The sequence below is a fragment of the Carboxylicivirga agarovorans genome (assembly GCF_050589845.1).
Classification (GTDB): Bacteria; Bacteroidota; Bacteroidia; order Bacteroidales; family Marinilabiliaceae; genus Carboxylicivirga; species Carboxylicivirga agarovorans.
In genome coordinates this window covers 204678-221110 of record NZ_JBNGPA010000007.1, presented here as the reverse complement: position 1 = coordinate 221110, position 16433 = coordinate 204678, and the positions used below count along the sequence as shown (strand labels likewise).

9 protein-coding genes are annotated in these 16433 nt (G+C 39.0%); all 9 read left to right on the top strand.

Annotated elements, in window-relative coordinates:
• Positions 1 to 253 precede the first annotated feature (253 nt).
• The 9 genes from ACRD69_RS10190 to ACRD69_RS10150 all read left to right on the top strand — a co-directional run bounded on the left by ACRD69_RS10190 (position 254) and on the right by ACRD69_RS10150 (position 16249).
• Complete coding sequence (locus tag ACRD69_RS10190) at positions 254 to 481, top strand: hypothetical protein (RefSeq protein WP_430814975.1); 228 nt, start codon at positions 254 to 256, stop codon at positions 479 to 481.
• Between the two features lie 216 nt (positions 482 to 697).
• Positions 698 to 3823 carry a beta-galactosidase, LacZ type gene (lacZ, locus tag ACRD69_RS10185; RefSeq protein WP_430814974.1) on the top strand — a complete coding sequence of 1042 codons (3126 nt, stop codon included), beginning with the start codon at positions 698 to 700 and terminating at the stop codon, positions 3821 to 3823.
• A gap of 119 nt (positions 3824 to 3942) precedes the next feature.
• Positions 3943 to 5853, top strand: a complete 1911-nt coding sequence (locus tag ACRD69_RS10180) for a sulfatase family protein (protein WP_430814973.1) — start codon at positions 3943 to 3945, stop codon at positions 5851 to 5853.
• A gap of 106 nt (positions 5854 to 5959) precedes the next feature.
• The gene (locus ACRD69_RS10175) at positions 5960 to 7321 is read left to right on the top strand and encodes an arylsulfatase (protein WP_430814972.1); all 1362 of its coding nucleotides are present in this window, start codon (positions 5960 to 5962) and stop codon (positions 7319 to 7321) included.
• A gap of 25 nt (positions 7322 to 7346) precedes the next feature.
• Positions 7347 to 8900: a sulfatase family protein gene (locus ACRD69_RS10170; protein WP_430814971.1), complete on the top strand. Its 1554-nt coding sequence runs from the start codon at positions 7347 to 7349 to the stop codon at positions 8898 to 8900.
• A gap of 291 nt (positions 8901 to 9191) precedes the next feature.
• The gene (locus ACRD69_RS10165) at positions 9192 to 11378 is read left to right on the top strand and encodes a TlpA family protein disulfide reductase (protein ID WP_430814970.1); all 2187 of its coding nucleotides are present in this window, start codon (positions 9192 to 9194) and stop codon (positions 11376 to 11378) included.
• A gap of 185 nt (positions 11379 to 11563) precedes the next feature.
• Entirely contained in the window at positions 11564 to 13024 is a 1461-nt protein-coding gene (locus ACRD69_RS10160; RefSeq protein WP_430814969.1) for a sulfatase family protein, read from the top strand.
• Positions 13025 to 13112: 88 nt separating this feature from the next.
• Positions 13113 to 14549, top strand: coding sequence for a sulfatase (locus ACRD69_RS10155; RefSeq protein WP_430814968.1), 1437 nt, complete (start codon positions 13113 to 13115; stop codon positions 14547 to 14549).
• A gap of 59 nt (positions 14550 to 14608) precedes the next feature.
• Complete coding sequence (locus tag ACRD69_RS10150) at positions 14609 to 16249, top strand: right-handed parallel beta-helix repeat-containing protein (RefSeq protein ID WP_430814967.1); 1641 nt, start codon at positions 14609 to 14611, stop codon at positions 16247 to 16249.
• Positions 16250 to 16433: the final 184 nt, after the last annotated feature.

Sequence of the window (16433 nt, the reverse complement as noted above, 5' to 3'; positions counted from 1 at the left end):
TGAGGTTCAAAGCAATTGAGCTGCAGACAGAAAGTTTTGAGGTATTTGATGGGTATGTTTCTTGTGTTGTTATGGTGTAAGGTGCACAATACTAGCGGTGTGTATTGGGTGTGACTATATGTTTCGTAGCTTTTTCGTCATGTTTTAAATCAGTAGAGAACGTATATGTGCTATTATTTGAATAATAAGGGCACCTGTTTTCTTTTTGTTTTGAGCAATTTGCGTTATTAAGTTTGAACTTAACGTTTAGGACATGAAAGAAAATGAGTTGATATGGGTGAAGTTGGATGACGGAAATCTGATTATTCATGAATCGGATAAGGTGGAAGAGATTAGTGTATTTACCTATAAAGGGGAGTGTGTATACAGTCAAGATTATCCGTGTAATGAATGCATAACTGGACTTCCGGAGACTGAGGAGTTATTTGTTGTCATCAAGAGACTTTTTGGTAAGGTCAACACCCTTAAACTGGTATTTTAGAATTTTGTAATTGGCATTAAATCAGGTGGAATGTGTTGCCTGGTGAATGTTTTTATACCCTAAATTGAAATTACAGTTTAAGCGAATTGAGCAAAAATGTGCTATTCTTTGAATAAAATAGGTCATTATATTTAAGATTAAAGCTGCACCTTGCCATTCAGGATGAAGTAAGCATTATGCTCTTAAATATTTAAAGAAACATTAATAGAAATATAAATGAAGAAGATAATCATTGCGCACCTGTTATTACTTACGAGTATTGGTGCTTTTTCTGCAAAAAAAGCAGACTGGGACAATGTGAAGGTATTACAACTAAACCGCGAGAAACCACATGCAACCATGATGGTATATGGCTCAGAGCAAGAGGCATTAAGTTTTGATAAAAAGCAATCGGCCTATCACCAGTGCCTGAATGGCCAATGGAAGTTTCATTGGTCAAAGAATCCGGCTTCCCGTCCTGCTGATTTTTATAAAACAAACTACAATGATGCTGAATGGGCAACCATTCCGGTACCTTCCAATTGGGAGCTGGAAGGTCATGGAGTACCTATATATACTAATATAGAATATCCATTTGATAAAGAGAACCTGGAAGCACCCAGGGAATGGAATCCTGTGGGATCATACCGTCGGTCCTTTACTTTACCTGCCAACTGGGATGGTCGACAGGTATACATCAATTTTGATGGTGTACAATCTGCTTTTTATGTGTGGGTGAATGGAAAGAAAGTAGGATATAGCCAGGGAAGTCGCACGCCTGGTGAGTTTAATATTAGCTCTTATCTGAAGGCAGGTGAAAACCAACTGGCGGTAGAAGTATACCGCTGGAGTGATGGTTCCTATCTTGAAGATCAGGATTTTTGGCGATTGAGCGGTATTTTTCGTGATGTGTATTTGTGGTCAACACCATCCACTCATATCCGTGATTTTAGCATCACTTCAACACTTGATAAGACATATACAAACGGTATCATGCAATTAAAGGGTGAACTTATTTCTACTTCGGATGAAACCGTTGCAATTGAATATCGATTGTTGAATAAAGAAGGCAAGGAATTAATTAAAAAAGATATTGCTGTGGATGCCGGTAGAGGACTAACTGCATTTGTGACAGAAGAAATAACTCTTAGCGATATTAAAGCCTGGAATGCAGAATCTCCGGATTTATATGACCTGTTAATCACTTTAAAAGATAAGAATAACAATGTATTAGAGGTGATTCCGCAGAAAGTGGGATTCCGAAGCATTGAGATCAAGAGTGGGAAACTATTGGTGAACGGAGTACAAGTATTGTTTAAAGGTGTGAATCGTCATGAACATTCACCGGAAACAGGGCATTATGTAACAACTGAAGACATGTTGCGTGACATTGTTTTGATGAAGCAAAATAACATTAATGCTGTACGAACAAGTCATTATCCGAACGTACCTGAGTGGTACGACCTGTGCGATGAACATGGTATCTATGTGATTGACGAAGGAAATATTGAAACACACGGATTTAATAACAATAAGAAAAACAGGTTATCCAATGATCCTGAATGGAGAGAAGCGCACCTGGACCGTGTACAACGTATGGTTTATCGCGACCGTAATCATCCATCTGTTGTTATTTGGTCGTTTGGTAACGAAAGTGGTGACGGACCAAATGTGGAGTATGTCTATAAATGGGTACAGAAAGCAGACCCGTCCCGCCCCTTCCATTACGAAGGGACCACTGCGCATGGCTATAATACCGCTGATATCTTCTCATTAATGTACGGAACACCGGAGCGTTGTGCCCAGGTAATAAAGAAACATGCTGATATGCCATTTATTTTGTGTGAGTATACACATGCCATGGGTAACAGTAACGGTAACCTGAAAGAATACTGGGATCAGATTTATGCTGATAATAATTTTCAGGGAGCCTTTGTCTGGGATTGGATGGATCAGGGTTTAAAACAAGCAGTACCTGCCAACTACCAGGCAACATCTCAAGCTGATCATTTTTATGCCTATGGAGGCTGGTGGGAAACATCACGAGGTATTTATCATGATGAAACCTTCTGTATGAACGGATTATTGGCAGCTGACTGGACGCCTCATCCAGGTTTAAATGCCATTAAATACCATTACCGTAATATTCATGTTGAAGCTATAGATATAAAGAATAACAGCTATAAGATTACCAACTGGTACGATTTCACAAATGCTGAGGAGCTGGTAACCGGGAAATGGGAGTTGCTTGAAAATGGTAAAGTTGTTAAAAGCGGTGCCATAAATGATCTGGATATTGCCCCTCGCAGCAGTAAGCAGTTCACATTAGAATTGGTTAATTTCATTCCAAAACAAGGCTCTGAGTACCACATTAACTTTAAGTTTACCTCAAAGAATGCTTCGTACTATGCCGCAGCAGATCACTTGCTGGCATGGGATCAGTTTGAGTTAACTGACAATCAGTTGATGAGTTTAGCTGACGTTCAATCAGCTGCAAAGCCTAAGATGCGTGTGAATGGGCGTAAAGTGTTTGTATGGGGTGATGAGTTCTCCATTGTATTTGATAAATTAACAGGTAGATTGGAGAAATACTACATTGGAGAAGAACAGGTAATTAAGCAGGGTGCCAATCCTGATTTCTGGAGGGCTCTAACCGATAACGATCTTGGTGGAATCAAAGGTGCATCACCAAAGGTGCCAAAACTTTATACCTGGGAACAGGCTAACACCTGGTTAATAACTGAGTTCACTGAGAAAGAGCAGGGAAATACGATTGTAATAAGAGCCAAAGGGTATCTGCCGGTCATTGAAGCTGACTATACCCAAACCTACACGGTTTATGGAAATGGAGAAGTGGATATAATTTGTTATTACACTGCGGGAGATAAAAAGTTACCGATGATGATACGTCAGGGGACAGAGCTGGTCTTGGCTGCAGGTTATGATAACGTGAAGTGGTTTGGAACAGAAGGCCCAACATATAATGACCGAAATGATGAATTAATTGGATTATATACATCAACCGTGGATGATCTTTGGGTTGAATACTCTAGCCCGCAGGAAAATGGTTATCGTAGCAATACACGATGGTTGAGCATGACAAACAACTGTGGCAAAGGTCTTAAGATATCAGGTGATCCTGTTTTAGGCTTCGGTGCCAGTCATTATCCAAAGGATGAAATGCACCGTGCTGAATATTCATTTGAATTAAATAAGCATGCTGAAGTGTTTCTGAACGTTGATCATAAGCAAATGGGTATTGGAGGTACAACCAGTTGGATGGATAATGCTTTTCCAAGGAAAGAATACAGGTTGAAGAGTGAGGATTATAGCTTTACCTATCGACTGTCACCCATTTATTAACAGGGATTTATAATAGTAGAGATACTGTACTTTTCATAGGTTTAGATTTGTATTAAGTATAAATAGCCATATTGCTTTATGGTTATTTATACTTTTACATTAACCCAAAACAATAATACATGCCTTTTAAAAAATACCTATCAGGTTCAATAGTTGCAATTCTGATATTTTTAAGTTCTTGTCAGAATAAGCCCATGGAAAAGCCTAATATTCTATGGATAACAATCGAAGATACCTCACCGCATTTTATTGGTTGTTACGGAAATGCCAGTGCAAATACACCTGTAATTGACCAACTGGCTGCCGAGGGTATTCGATTCAATAATGCATTTTCTACAGGAACTGTTTGTTCGCCAAGCCGCACAGCCATCATAACCGGAGTGAAAACGTATAAGACAGGAACAGGTAACCACCGCAGTGCCATAACTGTTCCTGATTACATGAAAGGGTTTCCATATTATCTGCAGCAACAGGGCTATTACACCAGTAATAATAAAAAAACAGATTATAATGTAGCCGACGAGAAAGGTTATACCGCTGAGGCATGGCATGAGAGCGCAGATACAGCGGGATGGTGGAACAGGTCTGAGGGGCAACCTTTTTTTGCAGTATTTAATTTTATGGATTCACACCAGTCAAGAACCATGACACATACCTATGGCTGGTATAGGAAACAGGTACTAAATAAGTTGACAGAGGACGAGCGCATTGGTGAGAACGATTTTGAAATGCCACCATTTTATAAGGATACACCAAAAATGCGAAAGCAGTTTGCGCGTGTATATAATTCACTAAAGCTGACTGATAAGAAGATTGGTGCATTGCTGGAACGATTGGAGGCAGATGGGCTAAAAGAGAATACCATCATCTTCTTTTATGCAGATCATGGTGAAGGAATCCCACGAGGTAAAACCAATGGCATTAACCTGGGATACCGAGTGCCTTTTATTGCCTGGTTCCCCGAGAAATATAAACACCTGTCGCCATGGGGCACGGGCGGTGTTGTAACAGATGAGCTACTAAGCTTTGAGGATCTGGCTCCAACAGTAATTAGTTTGGCGGGTGGTGAAATTCCCGATCATATGACAGGTCGTGTTTTGGCAGGCGATAAGCGCTCAGGTGAAACAGGCCATGTGGTCCTTTCGTCAGACAGGGCCGACAATGGTATTGATATGGTAAGAACAGTAAGCAATGGTAAATACCTTTATTCCCGTAATTTTATGCCATTTATTCCTGAAGCGAGATATATTCGTTATATGGAGATCAGTGAAATCAAACAGCAAATGCGCAAAGATTTAGTTCAAAATAAGCTGAATGACATACAAAAGCGATTATTTGAACCACGTGCAACAGAATACCTGTATGATATTGAAAATGATAAGTGGGAGCTGACTAATCTTGCTAATGATCCGGCACATCAGGAACTGTTAAATGAAATGAGGCAAATACTTAAAAATGAAATGCTGAATTCGCGAGATGTTCTGTTGCTTCCCGAATATGAACTGGAGCTTATTGCAAAGGCACAGGCTCCATATGACTATCGCTTGAGTGATAATTACGCTATTCATGAAATTATGGAAAGCGTTTGGCTGGCAGGCGTGAGAAACAAGGAAACAGCAGCTGGGCAAATTCAGAATTTGTCACATGCCAATCAGGTTGTAAGGTATTGGGCAGCCGTAGGACTTCGTTCACAATCCAAAGAAATATTACAAGGTTTGGAGAAAGAACTGAAACAAGCAATGAAAGACAGTTATCCGCCAGTGGCGATCACCGCAGCAGCGATGGTTTATAATCAGTTTAATGATGCGGATGCAGAAGCAGTTTTGAAGCAATATTTGTTGCATGAGAATGACATGCTGGCATTACTGACCATTCACTATCTGATGTATATCGATAATAAGACGCCTTTTGTTGAAACGGTCAGGGCTTCACGCGAACAGGAGGGACGAAGCTACAACCCTAAAGCAGCAGCGGTTGATTTTCTGGGCAGCTTAGGGTTAATTCCCAACAATCCATCATACAGACAGTAAATACTCTGTACTTAATATGAATGATATAATGAAAAGATCCGGATTATTAACAGTTGCTTGTTTATTGTTTTTGCTTGCTTGCCAATCAAGCGCCTCAAAAAAAGGGATGAAACAAGAAAAGCCCAATATTATCTACATTATTCTTGATGATTTAGGCTATGGTGATGTTGGATTTAACGGACAAAAACTTATACAGACACCTCGTATTGACCAGCTGGCAAAGGAAGGTATTGTTTTTACCAATCATTATGCTGGAGCACCGGTTTGTGGTCCTTCACGCGCTGTATTAATGACCGGTAAGCATTTGGGACATTGCACTGTGAGAGGCAATCCCAGATGGTCATTATCCGGCAATCCGGTGGATATTGATTCGACAGACGTTACCATTGCAGAAGAATTAAAGAAAGCCGGATACTCAACAGCAGTAATTGGGAAATGGGGGCTTGCAGAAAATTTATGTCATGGTCGGCCGAATGAGCAAGGCTTTGATTATTTCTACGGATTTAATCGACATTTACCTGCACATCATTACTATCCGGAACAAGTCTATCGTAATGAGGAGTTAATCACAATTGAAGGGAATGTTACTGCCGAGAAAAGGGGAAAATATATTACGGACCTATTCACACAAGAAGCCCAGGAATATATTCGCAAAGAAGCAGATAAAACGAATCCTTTTTATTTGCACCTGGCCTACACAACACCGCATTATGAACTTACCATTCCTGCTGAGCGTAAAGTTTTGTATGAAGATAAGGATTGGCCATTACGAGAAATGAAAGCTGGACATTACCTGAATGATAAAAACGGGCATGTGACTTATGCCGCAATGGTAAGTGATGTTGACAGGCAAATTGGGGAGATACTGGATCTGCTGGATGAATTACAAATAGCTGACAATACCCTGGTCCTATTCACCAGTGATAATGGCCATGAATATGATCATCTTAGAAATGAGTTTTTTAATTCTAATGGCGATGGAAGAGGACGAAAACGTGACTTGTATGAAGGAGGTATAAAAGTGCCTTTTGCAGCCAGGTGGCCTGGGTATATTGCACCTAATTCAACTTCAGATCATGTCAGTGCGTTTTGGGATTTCTTGCCAACGGTATGCGACATTACCGGTATTGAACCGTCTGATGAGAGCATCGACGGAATTTCCTTTTTACCTGCTTTACGTGGAGATGCTGCAAATCAAAAGAAGCATGAATATTTGTATTGGGAGTTCAATGAGGGAAGAGGTCCGATTCAAATGCTCAGAAAGGGAGACTGGAAGTTATTAAGGTTTGTAACGAAGAATCGTATTGAATTGTACAATGTTGCTTCAGACCTTTCTGAAGCAAACAATGTGGCAGCACAGTACCCTGAAAAATGTGATGAACTTAAAAGCTTAATGGATAGAGCCAGAACGGAACACCCTGAATTTCCATTAACCAAACGCCCCAACCCGTATAAGAAAAAGAGCTAAATGAATATAACTTAAACAATTAAATATGATCAAAGCAAAATTTAGTTGGCTGTTAATTATTGGTGTAATGCTTTTTACAGCATGTCAAACAGCCTCTGATAAAACAAAAAACACAGATGTTAAAAAACCAAATGTGGTTGTTATTTATCTCGACGATCTGGGATATGGCGATTTGAGTTCATATGGAGCTACCGAATTGCAAACACCAAATATTGATGCTTTAGCCAATGGAGGTGTTAAATTTACCAATGGTTATGCTTCTTCAGCTACTTGTACACCAAGTCGCTATGCTTTATTAACAGGAGTGTATCCCTGGAAAAACAAAAGTGCCAAAATATTACCAGGTACCGCACCATTAATTATTGATACAGCGCAGGTAACTTTACCAAAAATGCTTAAAAAGCAAGGTTACCAAACGGCTTTAGTGGGTAAGTGGCACCTTGGTTTAGGTACAGGACATGTTGACTGGAATAAGGCGGTGTCACCGGGTCCGAATGAAGTGGGATTTGATTATGCCTATTACATGGCAGCTACTCAGGACCGCGTACCTACTGTGTATCTGGAAAATGGATTAGTGGAAGGACTGGATCCCAATGATCCGATTGAAATTGATTATAAGAACAACTTTGAAGGTCAGCCAACGGGTAAAGATAATCCTGAGCTGTGCGAGATGATGTGGCACCACGGTCACAATTCAACAATTGTAAATGGCGTGCCGCGTATCGGCTTTATGAAAGGTGGTGAAACAGCAAAATGGAGCGATATTGATATGGCTGACCATTTCCTGAATAAAGCTCAGGACTATGTAAAGACGCATAAAGATCAGCCATTCTTCCTGTATTATGCCATGCAACAGCCGCATGTGCCACGTACACCTCACCCTCGCTTCAAAGGAAAATCAGGCATGGGACCACGTGGTGATGTTATACTTGAAGCCGATTGGTGTATCGGAGAGTTTATGAAAACTTTGGAAGAAGAAGGTATACTTGAAAATACTTTAATCGTATTCTCAAGTGATAATGGCCCTGTTTTAAACGATGGTTATTTTGATGATGCGGTTGAAAAACTTGGTAATCACACGCCGGCGGGACCATTACGTGGTGGTAAGTACAGCTTGTTTGAGGCTGGCACACGAGTTCCGTTCATTACATACTGGAAAGGTACTATTAAGCCTGGTGTGTCTGATGCTTTAGTGTGCCAGATGGACTTATTAGCTTCATTGGCGAAGTTAACGGGTACAGAAGAGGCAAGTACTGATAGTGAAGAACTAATGGATGTGTTAATGGGTAAAAGTACTGATGGTAGAGAATCATTAGTGATTGAAGCAACAACACGTACAGCCTTACGTAAAGGCGACTGGTTGATGATTCCTCCATATAAAGGAGCCCGGTTGAATAAGCATGTGAACATTGAATTAGGTAACGCTAAAGCATTTCAGTTATATAACCTGAAAGAGGACATTGGCCAGCAGAATAACCTGGCTGAAAGTAATCCTGAGAAATTGGCTGAAATGTTGGAAGCTTTTAAAGCCATTCGTGGTGAGAATTACTCTAATACACAGAAGTTGGAGTTGAAATAATTACCTGTAGAAATGATGTCAAAAAGAGGCTTAATCATGTTAAGCCTCTTTTGTTTTATGTATACCCATTGATTTGATGGATGTTAGAAGGGCTAAGCCTTGCTTTTGGTTGCTTTCCTTATTGCTGCATAAACCAATGGATTGTTTGTTTCAGATTAATTTATGCTATTAATTGTTGATTGTGCGACAGTATATATTGAACAAAAAGTCAATATTGCAATGAGCAAGTAAATAAATCTGTTATAAAATTCAAATATTACCAATTAATATACAATCGAAACAAATCTAACCATGACTAGAACATTCTTTATTGTGTTTTGCCTGCTTATTTCGGCAGGAGGTTTTGCGCAAAAAATTAAAACCATTAACAACCCTTACTATGAATTTAAAAGCACTGGTTTAACTAACATTTCCAGAATTGAGCTTTCCAAAGAGGAGACGAGGGTGTACATTCATAATACTTTCCTACCCAATTGGTGGGTGATGTTTACTAAGGATGATGCGCTTATTGATAGTGATACGCAAAAACAATACAAAGTAAAAAGTATTGAAGGTGCTAAGTTTGACAAAAAGCTCTGGATGCCAGCCTCTGGCGATAGTACCATTGTTTTGATTTTTCCACCACTTGATAAGAAAACAAAATCTGTAGACTATAGCGATAAGATTTTTGGTATTTCTTTAAACGAGGATTTAGCCGGAATGAAACCCAACCATACAGTGCCTTTTGAAATAGAACAATGGATGAGTGCTGAATTGGCAAAATGCACCCAGGAACCCATAAGTAATTATAAAGGGGATGACTTTTTCACACAAGCAGATGCTCGGTTGATAGGTTACATTAAAGGATATTCGCCAAAATCAGGCGTTAAATCAGGTGTTGTTTATCTTGATAATTACCTGACCCGAGAGGATTATCCAATTGTTATAGAAATTGAGAAAGATGGACGGTTTGATGTTACTCTGTCGTTAATTTCACCCATATATTCAACTATTCAATATGGAAAGCGTGGCATTCGATTTTATCTGGAACCCAATCAAACGCTTGGAATGATTATCGATTGGGAAGAGATTTTGCTGGCTGACAGATTACGAGACAGACGATATAAATTCCAGAATATTGCATATAAAGGAAAACTGGCTAAGGTCAATTATGATTTAATGCGCTATAATTTTGAGCGGGAATTAAATTTTAACGTCACCAATTATAAGCGCAAAAAGAAGTTGTCGGAAGAAGAAAAAATAGCTGAAATCAATAAAGAGAAGTTGATTGAGCTAAACAAGCTGGATTACTATTCAAGCATCTGGAAGTGGTCGGACAAGGCCGATGAAATCATTAAGAATAAGATTCTTCTTCAGCATGCAACTGATATGTTTGATATTGTAATGCGGAGTCGTAGCGAAGCATTTAAGAAAAAAAAGTATGCTCAATTACAGAAGACTAGGCCTGATTCTTTTTATACTTTTCTTAAAGAATTGCCTTGGTCTGAACCATCATTATGCATTAATGAAGAGTTTAAATGGTTTATAAACCGCTTTGAATTTAGCCACTTGTTAACCCAATATAGAAAACACGATTCAGTTAAAGGAAATAAACCACCTAATTTTTATACTTTTCTATTGGAGAATGAACCCATGTTAACAGATGATGACCGGAAATTATTGGAGCTGAATAAAAAGAAAATTAAAACTGAAGAGGAACAAGTCTACTTAAAAGAGCATGGTCAAGATTTTAAAGAGCTTAGGTTCAATTATAATAAGGCATTTGATCAGTTTAACGCTTTCCTTGATGTGTATAACTTTAAATCTGATCCACAACGATGGTCTTTGGCTTCTAGTGCAATTACGGATAAATACGGCATTGATCTTGACTTAACAATGGAAATAGTGAAACTCCGAAGTTTAAAATATAAGTTTGAAAATACAGCAAAAGAGGATTCAAAAGAAATATGGGTGGATATTAAAAAAACTCTTGAAAATCAATCTCTAATTGTCACAGGTGAAAAGCTATACGAAAAGTACTATGGAACTAATGTAACATCTTCATATCAGTTACCTGAAGGTAAAGCAACAGATATATTTAATAAGATAATTGAACCGCACAAAGGCAAGATTTTGTTTGTCGATTTTTGGGCAACCTTTTGTGGTCCTTGCATTAGCTCAATCAAACGTATGAAAGAGGTCCGTGAGTCGTATGAGGGCAATGAGGATATTGATTTTGTTTTTATAACAGACGAAAGTGGTTCACCACAAAATAAATATGATGAGTTTGTAGCAGATCAGGAACTTAAGAATACATATCGCATTAGTGCCGATGACTACTTGTATCTTCGTCAGCTATTTAAATTCAATGGAATTCCACGTTATGTGGTGATTGGTAAAGACGGTAAGGTGATAGATGATAATTTTAGAATGCATCAGTTTAAATCAAAAGTAAACGATATTGTTGCCAAAGAAAATAAATTGTTAACCGGAAATTAGTGCTACTTCTGTAAGCAGTATAACAGCCTGTCTTAATGCAAGACAGGCTGTTTTTTTTATGTCTGCTTGTACTTAATAAGCAACTGTCTGATAGTTTTTTTAATAGAAATCTGTTATTAAACGTCAGATTTGTGTCATCTCATAATGGCCAATGAATGTAATTTTGTGTAAAAGAAAAACCAGGTATGAAAAAACTAGTTGTAGTTAGCTTGTTGTTTGCAGTGATGTTTGGTGTGCAAGCGAAGAACAGAAAAAGTGAACAACCCAACTTAATCATCATCCATACTGATGAACACAACCTCCGCACCTTAGGATGTTACCGGGCTACCATGAGCGACGAACAAGCCTTTATGTGGGGAAACAATACCATTGTTGAGACACCTCATTTGGATAAGATTGCTGAAGAAGGGGTGCTTTGTCAGAACTGGTATGCCTCGTCACCTGTTTGTACGCCCTCTCGGGCTTCCATGATTAGTGGTATGTATCCCATTGCCACAGGTTCGCACAAAAATGATTTACCTCTGAAGGATGAATTGGTGACTTTTGCACAAATCCTCAAAGACAATGGGTATGCAACCTCATATATTGGCAAATGGCACCTCGATGGCGACGCCAAGCCTGGATTTGCACCTGAGCGTAAGTTTGGATTTGACGATAATCGCTATATGTTCAATCGTGGCCATTGGAAGGCATTGGTTGAAGATGAAAAAGGCCTTAGAGTTGATCAGCAGATTGGTAAAAATGGCATGGCCGTTTTTAGTGTAGATGATGTTAACGAAGAATCCTTTACCACTGATTTTTTAGTGGATCGTTCACTGGAGATTATCAAAAGAGACAAAGAACAGCCCTTTGCATTGATGCTATCGATTCCGGATCCTCATGGACCAAATCATGTGAGAGCACCTTACGATACCATGTATGACCATATGCATTTTGAAAATCCACGCACCATGTTTCCCGATCCGGATAATTCACCGGGTTGGTTGAGTCTGAAAGGGAAGAAAAACAGGGCTCTAAGGTTAAAACAGGCACAAATGGCCGATTACTTTGGTATGACCAAATGTATCGATGATAATGTGGGGCGCATCCTTCAGTTTTTGAAAGACGAAGGCCTTGAAGAGAATACCATTGTGGTGTTTACTTCCGACCATGGCGACCTGATGGGAGAGCACGGTAAGCATAATAAAGGATTACCATATGAAATGTCGGCACGCGTTGCCTTCTTATTGAAGTATCCTGGTCAGGTCCAAGCAGGTAAGCGCATTCAGAAAGCCTATACCATGGCTGATTTTGCGCCGACCATTCTCGGATTAATGGATGTTGATCATAGCAAACAAGCATTTCATGGAGAAGATTTATCCGCTGATTTTACAAGCAAAGCAAAAGTACTTACGGATGATCGCATCGTATACATCACCAATGCGGCAAGCCGTTGGGTAGCAGCTGTTGATAATCGCTATAAATTGGTGTTGTCACCAAGTGATAAACCCTGGTTATTCGATTTGGATAAAGATCCGGATGAATTAGTTAATTTTTATGGTCAACCCGAATACAAGGAGATTGGGGAACGATTCATGAAAGAATTATATAATCAAATGGAGGCATTTGACGAGCCATTATTGAAAGAAGGAACCATATTAAAATAAAAAGTTTCTTGTCATCGGGAACAAAAAGTAAGTCGGGCTTGAGTGAAGTGCCAACTTCAATATAAAACAACATAGATTACATTAATTTATGAAACTACTTGCAACCATATCACTATTAATGCTTATCACCGCATCTGTCACTGCATTTAATAAAGAAAGAGCTGGTGAAAAAGCTCCCAATATCTTATTCATAGCTATTGATGATATGAATGACTGGACCGGTTTTTTAGGTGGGCATCCACAGGCCATAACACCTAATATGGATAAGCTGGCGGCCAAAGGTGTCAACTTCACAAATGCACACTGCTCTGCACCCGGCTGTTCACCAAGTCGAAACGCTTTGTTATATGGAGTGGAGCCTTTTAATTCAGGTTTGTATCCTTTCTATGAACATGCCATTCATGAGCAATTGATGGATCGCTACATGACATTGCCACGTTTATTAAAAGAGAATGGCTACAATACATATGGAGCCGGTAAGATACATCATGGCAATAAGGGTGATGAGCGAGAGTGGAATGATTTTTTTGAATTGCAGAACACCAGAAAAGAATTCAAGAAAGGAGCCGGCTATCAGGTGGGTAACAGTAAAAAGAATTCTTTTCGCCCTACCGTGAATGCTGATGAAGAACATGTGGACCATAAGGTGGCAAGTTATGGTATAGATGTATTAAAAGAAGAACACGATAAACCTTTCTTCCTGGCAGTAGGATTGGTAAAGCCGCACTTGCCTTTTGATTGTCCTGAGCGCTTCTTTAACGCATTGCCTGAAAAGATAGAAGCACCAGCTATTTGGGTTGATGATCTAAAGGATATTCCTAAAGAAGGTAATAGTTTCAGAAGAGCAGGTGACGATAAACGGTTTAAAAAGGATAATGCCTGGGAAGATGTACGCAGGGCTTATCTGGCTTGTATCTCATGGACTGATTATAATATTGGCCGTCTGTTGAATGCTTTGGAAGAAAGCCCTTACGCTGATAATACCATTGTGGTGCTGTGGTCTGATCATGGCTTTCATTTGGGTGAGAAGATGAGTTTTAAAAAGTTTACACTTTGGGAAGAAGCCACTCGTGTGCCATTTATTATTTATGATGGTCGAGAGATGACTCATCAGGGAGGTCAAACTTATTCTGAGGCCGTTTCACTCATCAATATTTATCGCACCCTGACAGAGCTATCTGGTATTGAAGCACCAGCGTATGTTGATGGAGAAAGTCTGGTGCCTGTGCTAAAGAATACGGATCAACAATTAGTAAAACCAACCATCACATCATGGGGAAGAGGTAACTATGCGGTCCGAACGAAAGAATGGCGCTATATCCGCTACTTTGATGGTACAGAGGAATTGTATAATCACAAGTCAGACGCCAATGAGTGGTACAACCTTGTCAATGATAGTAAATATCAGAAGGTAAAAGAAGACTTGTCAGCCCTATTGCCTATACAAGATGCTGAAACCATTCAGGAATATATTTCTCCCTGGAGCGTATATGGCGTAGATAAACAAAAGTGGAAAACCAAGTAAGAACAGAGTTAGATATTAAGTACTAAACCGTTATTTTTGATCGGTGTAAATATTAAAGAATGATTAAAAAACTTAGCATAGTATTTTCAGCAATTTTAATGAGCTTACCTCTTTGGGCCAATACCTATTATGTCGACGCCAAAAACGGAAGTGATTCCAATAACGGATTGTCCCCAAATGCAGCCATTAAAACTTTAGAACGTGTTAGTAATTTGGTGTTAAAATCAGGTGATAAAGTTTTGTTAGCCAACGGACAGGTCTTTAACGGAAGTCTGGAACTAAGGAATGTAAGAGGTAGTAAAGATCATCCAATTACCGTGTCCAACTATTCACTTGATAAAAGTGATTTAGGTATTCTGCCAATTATAGATGCCAAAGGTTATCGTAATGGACTTTTGTTAATGAATTGTAGTCATTTCACTATTAGTAATTTGCAAATAACTGCTGATGCTGGTGGCGTGCCTGACTCATTAGTAACAAAGAATGATATGCGCTGCGGGGTGTTGATTACATGTAATAAGGCTGCAGAATACGAAAGTGTCAGATTATCAGGATTACAGATTAAAGATGTATTCTACGCTGATAAGGGTGTGGTGCGCAGTAAAAAAGAAACTAATTCGGCCAACGGAACTCAGGCCTATGGTTGGGGTATTCGTTTGATAAATCGCACTAATGGAGCTGTACTAAAACATATGACTATTGAAAACTGCCATGTTGAAAATGTAGGACATACTGGTATAAAGGCTACCGGAGGTAAGAACAGTATAGTGAATTTGAAGTTGTATAACAATACCGTTACACAAACCGGGGGACCTGGTATGCAAATGAGTGGTTTGTTAAATGGACACGTCAAAGGTAATACGATAACTTATTCAGGAAGTACTACGGATACCCGTAAATGGGGAAGAGGAAGCGGTTTATGGACATGGGGATGTTCAAAGGTTTTGATTGAACACAACACATTTCGTTTTGCCAATGGCCCGGCTGATTCAGCGGGATGTCACATTGATTTTAACTGTGATAATGTGATTGTTCAATATAATGTTAGTGAGGGCAATGCTGGTGGTTTCTGTGAGATATTAGGAAATAATTATAATTGCGCCTATCGTTATAATATTAGTATTAATGATGGTCACCGGGTTAAAAAGGTTAATGGGGCTTTCCAAGAGGGTAAGATATTTTGGTTAAGTGGTTTCAACGGGAAGCACAAAAAACACAATGGTCCATTCAATTCCTATTTTTATAACAATACAATATACGTCAAAGCTGATATTGTTGCTAAAATGGCTGTTACGCGAACGGCACAAGGAGTGTTGTTAGCTAATAATATCTTTTATATCGAAGGAGAAAGTAAATTGGTAATGGGTGATCAGTATAAGCCGGCAAGCAAAGGAGAATCTCTGATCAAAAATGTGATATTTAAGAATAATCTCTTTTTAAATGCGGATAACTGGCCAGAAGATGTGCTGATTCAGGATGAGGCTCCAGTAATAGGCGATCCTCAGTTCACAAACGTTACTGGAAATACAGCTGAAGATTTTATTCCAAGGCATAAGCATCTATTAAAAGATAAAGGTATTCAGATAGTAAATATACCTGATGATAAAGATGGTTTATTTACCGGTCTTAAAGTTGAGAAAGATATTCTTGGTAATAAAATTAACGGTTTACCTGATATGGGTGCCATTGAAATAGAATAACAGTCTACAATTTCAACAATAGAAAGAGTGAATTCTACAAGGTGGTCATGTTCAGAATGTCTGCCCCTTGATGGATTCACTTTTTTTTATCATGATTATGATGGTTTGAAGGTATAATGCGATCAGTGCATCAATTCTATTGATACTACCTTAAAACTGTTTGCAGCGCAATTTGGAAATTGAA

Bases quoted from the DNA above. Each gene is read 5' to 3' on its own strand.
- ACRD69_RS10190 (WP_430814975.1), top strand. From the start codon at position 254: ATGAAAGAAAATGAGTTGATATGGGTGAAGTTGGATGACGGAAATCTG.
- lacZ (WP_430814974.1), top strand. From the start codon at position 698: ATGAAGAAGATAATCATTGCGCACCTGTTATTACTTACGAGTATTGGT.
- ACRD69_RS10180 (WP_430814973.1), top strand. From the start codon at position 3,943: ATGCCTTTTAAAAAATACCTATCAGGTTCAATAGTTGCAATTCTGATA.
- ACRD69_RS10175 (WP_430814972.1), top strand. From the start codon at position 5,960: ATGAAACAAGAAAAGCCCAATATTATCTACATTATTCTTGATGATTTA.
- ACRD69_RS10170 (WP_430814971.1), top strand. From the start codon at position 7,347: ATGATCAAAGCAAAATTTAGTTGGCTGTTAATTATTGGTGTAATGCTT.
- ACRD69_RS10165 (WP_430814970.1), top strand. From the start codon at position 9,192: ATGACTAGAACATTCTTTATTGTGTTTTGCCTGCTTATTTCGGCAGGA.
- ACRD69_RS10160 (WP_430814969.1), top strand. From the start codon at position 11,564: ATGAAAAAACTAGTTGTAGTTAGCTTGTTGTTTGCAGTGATGTTTGGT.
- ACRD69_RS10155 (WP_430814968.1), top strand. From the start codon at position 13,113: ATGAAACTACTTGCAACCATATCACTATTAATGCTTATCACCGCATCT.
- ACRD69_RS10150 (WP_430814967.1), top strand. From the start codon at position 14,609: ATGATTAAAAAACTTAGCATAGTATTTTCAGCAATTTTAATGAGCTTA.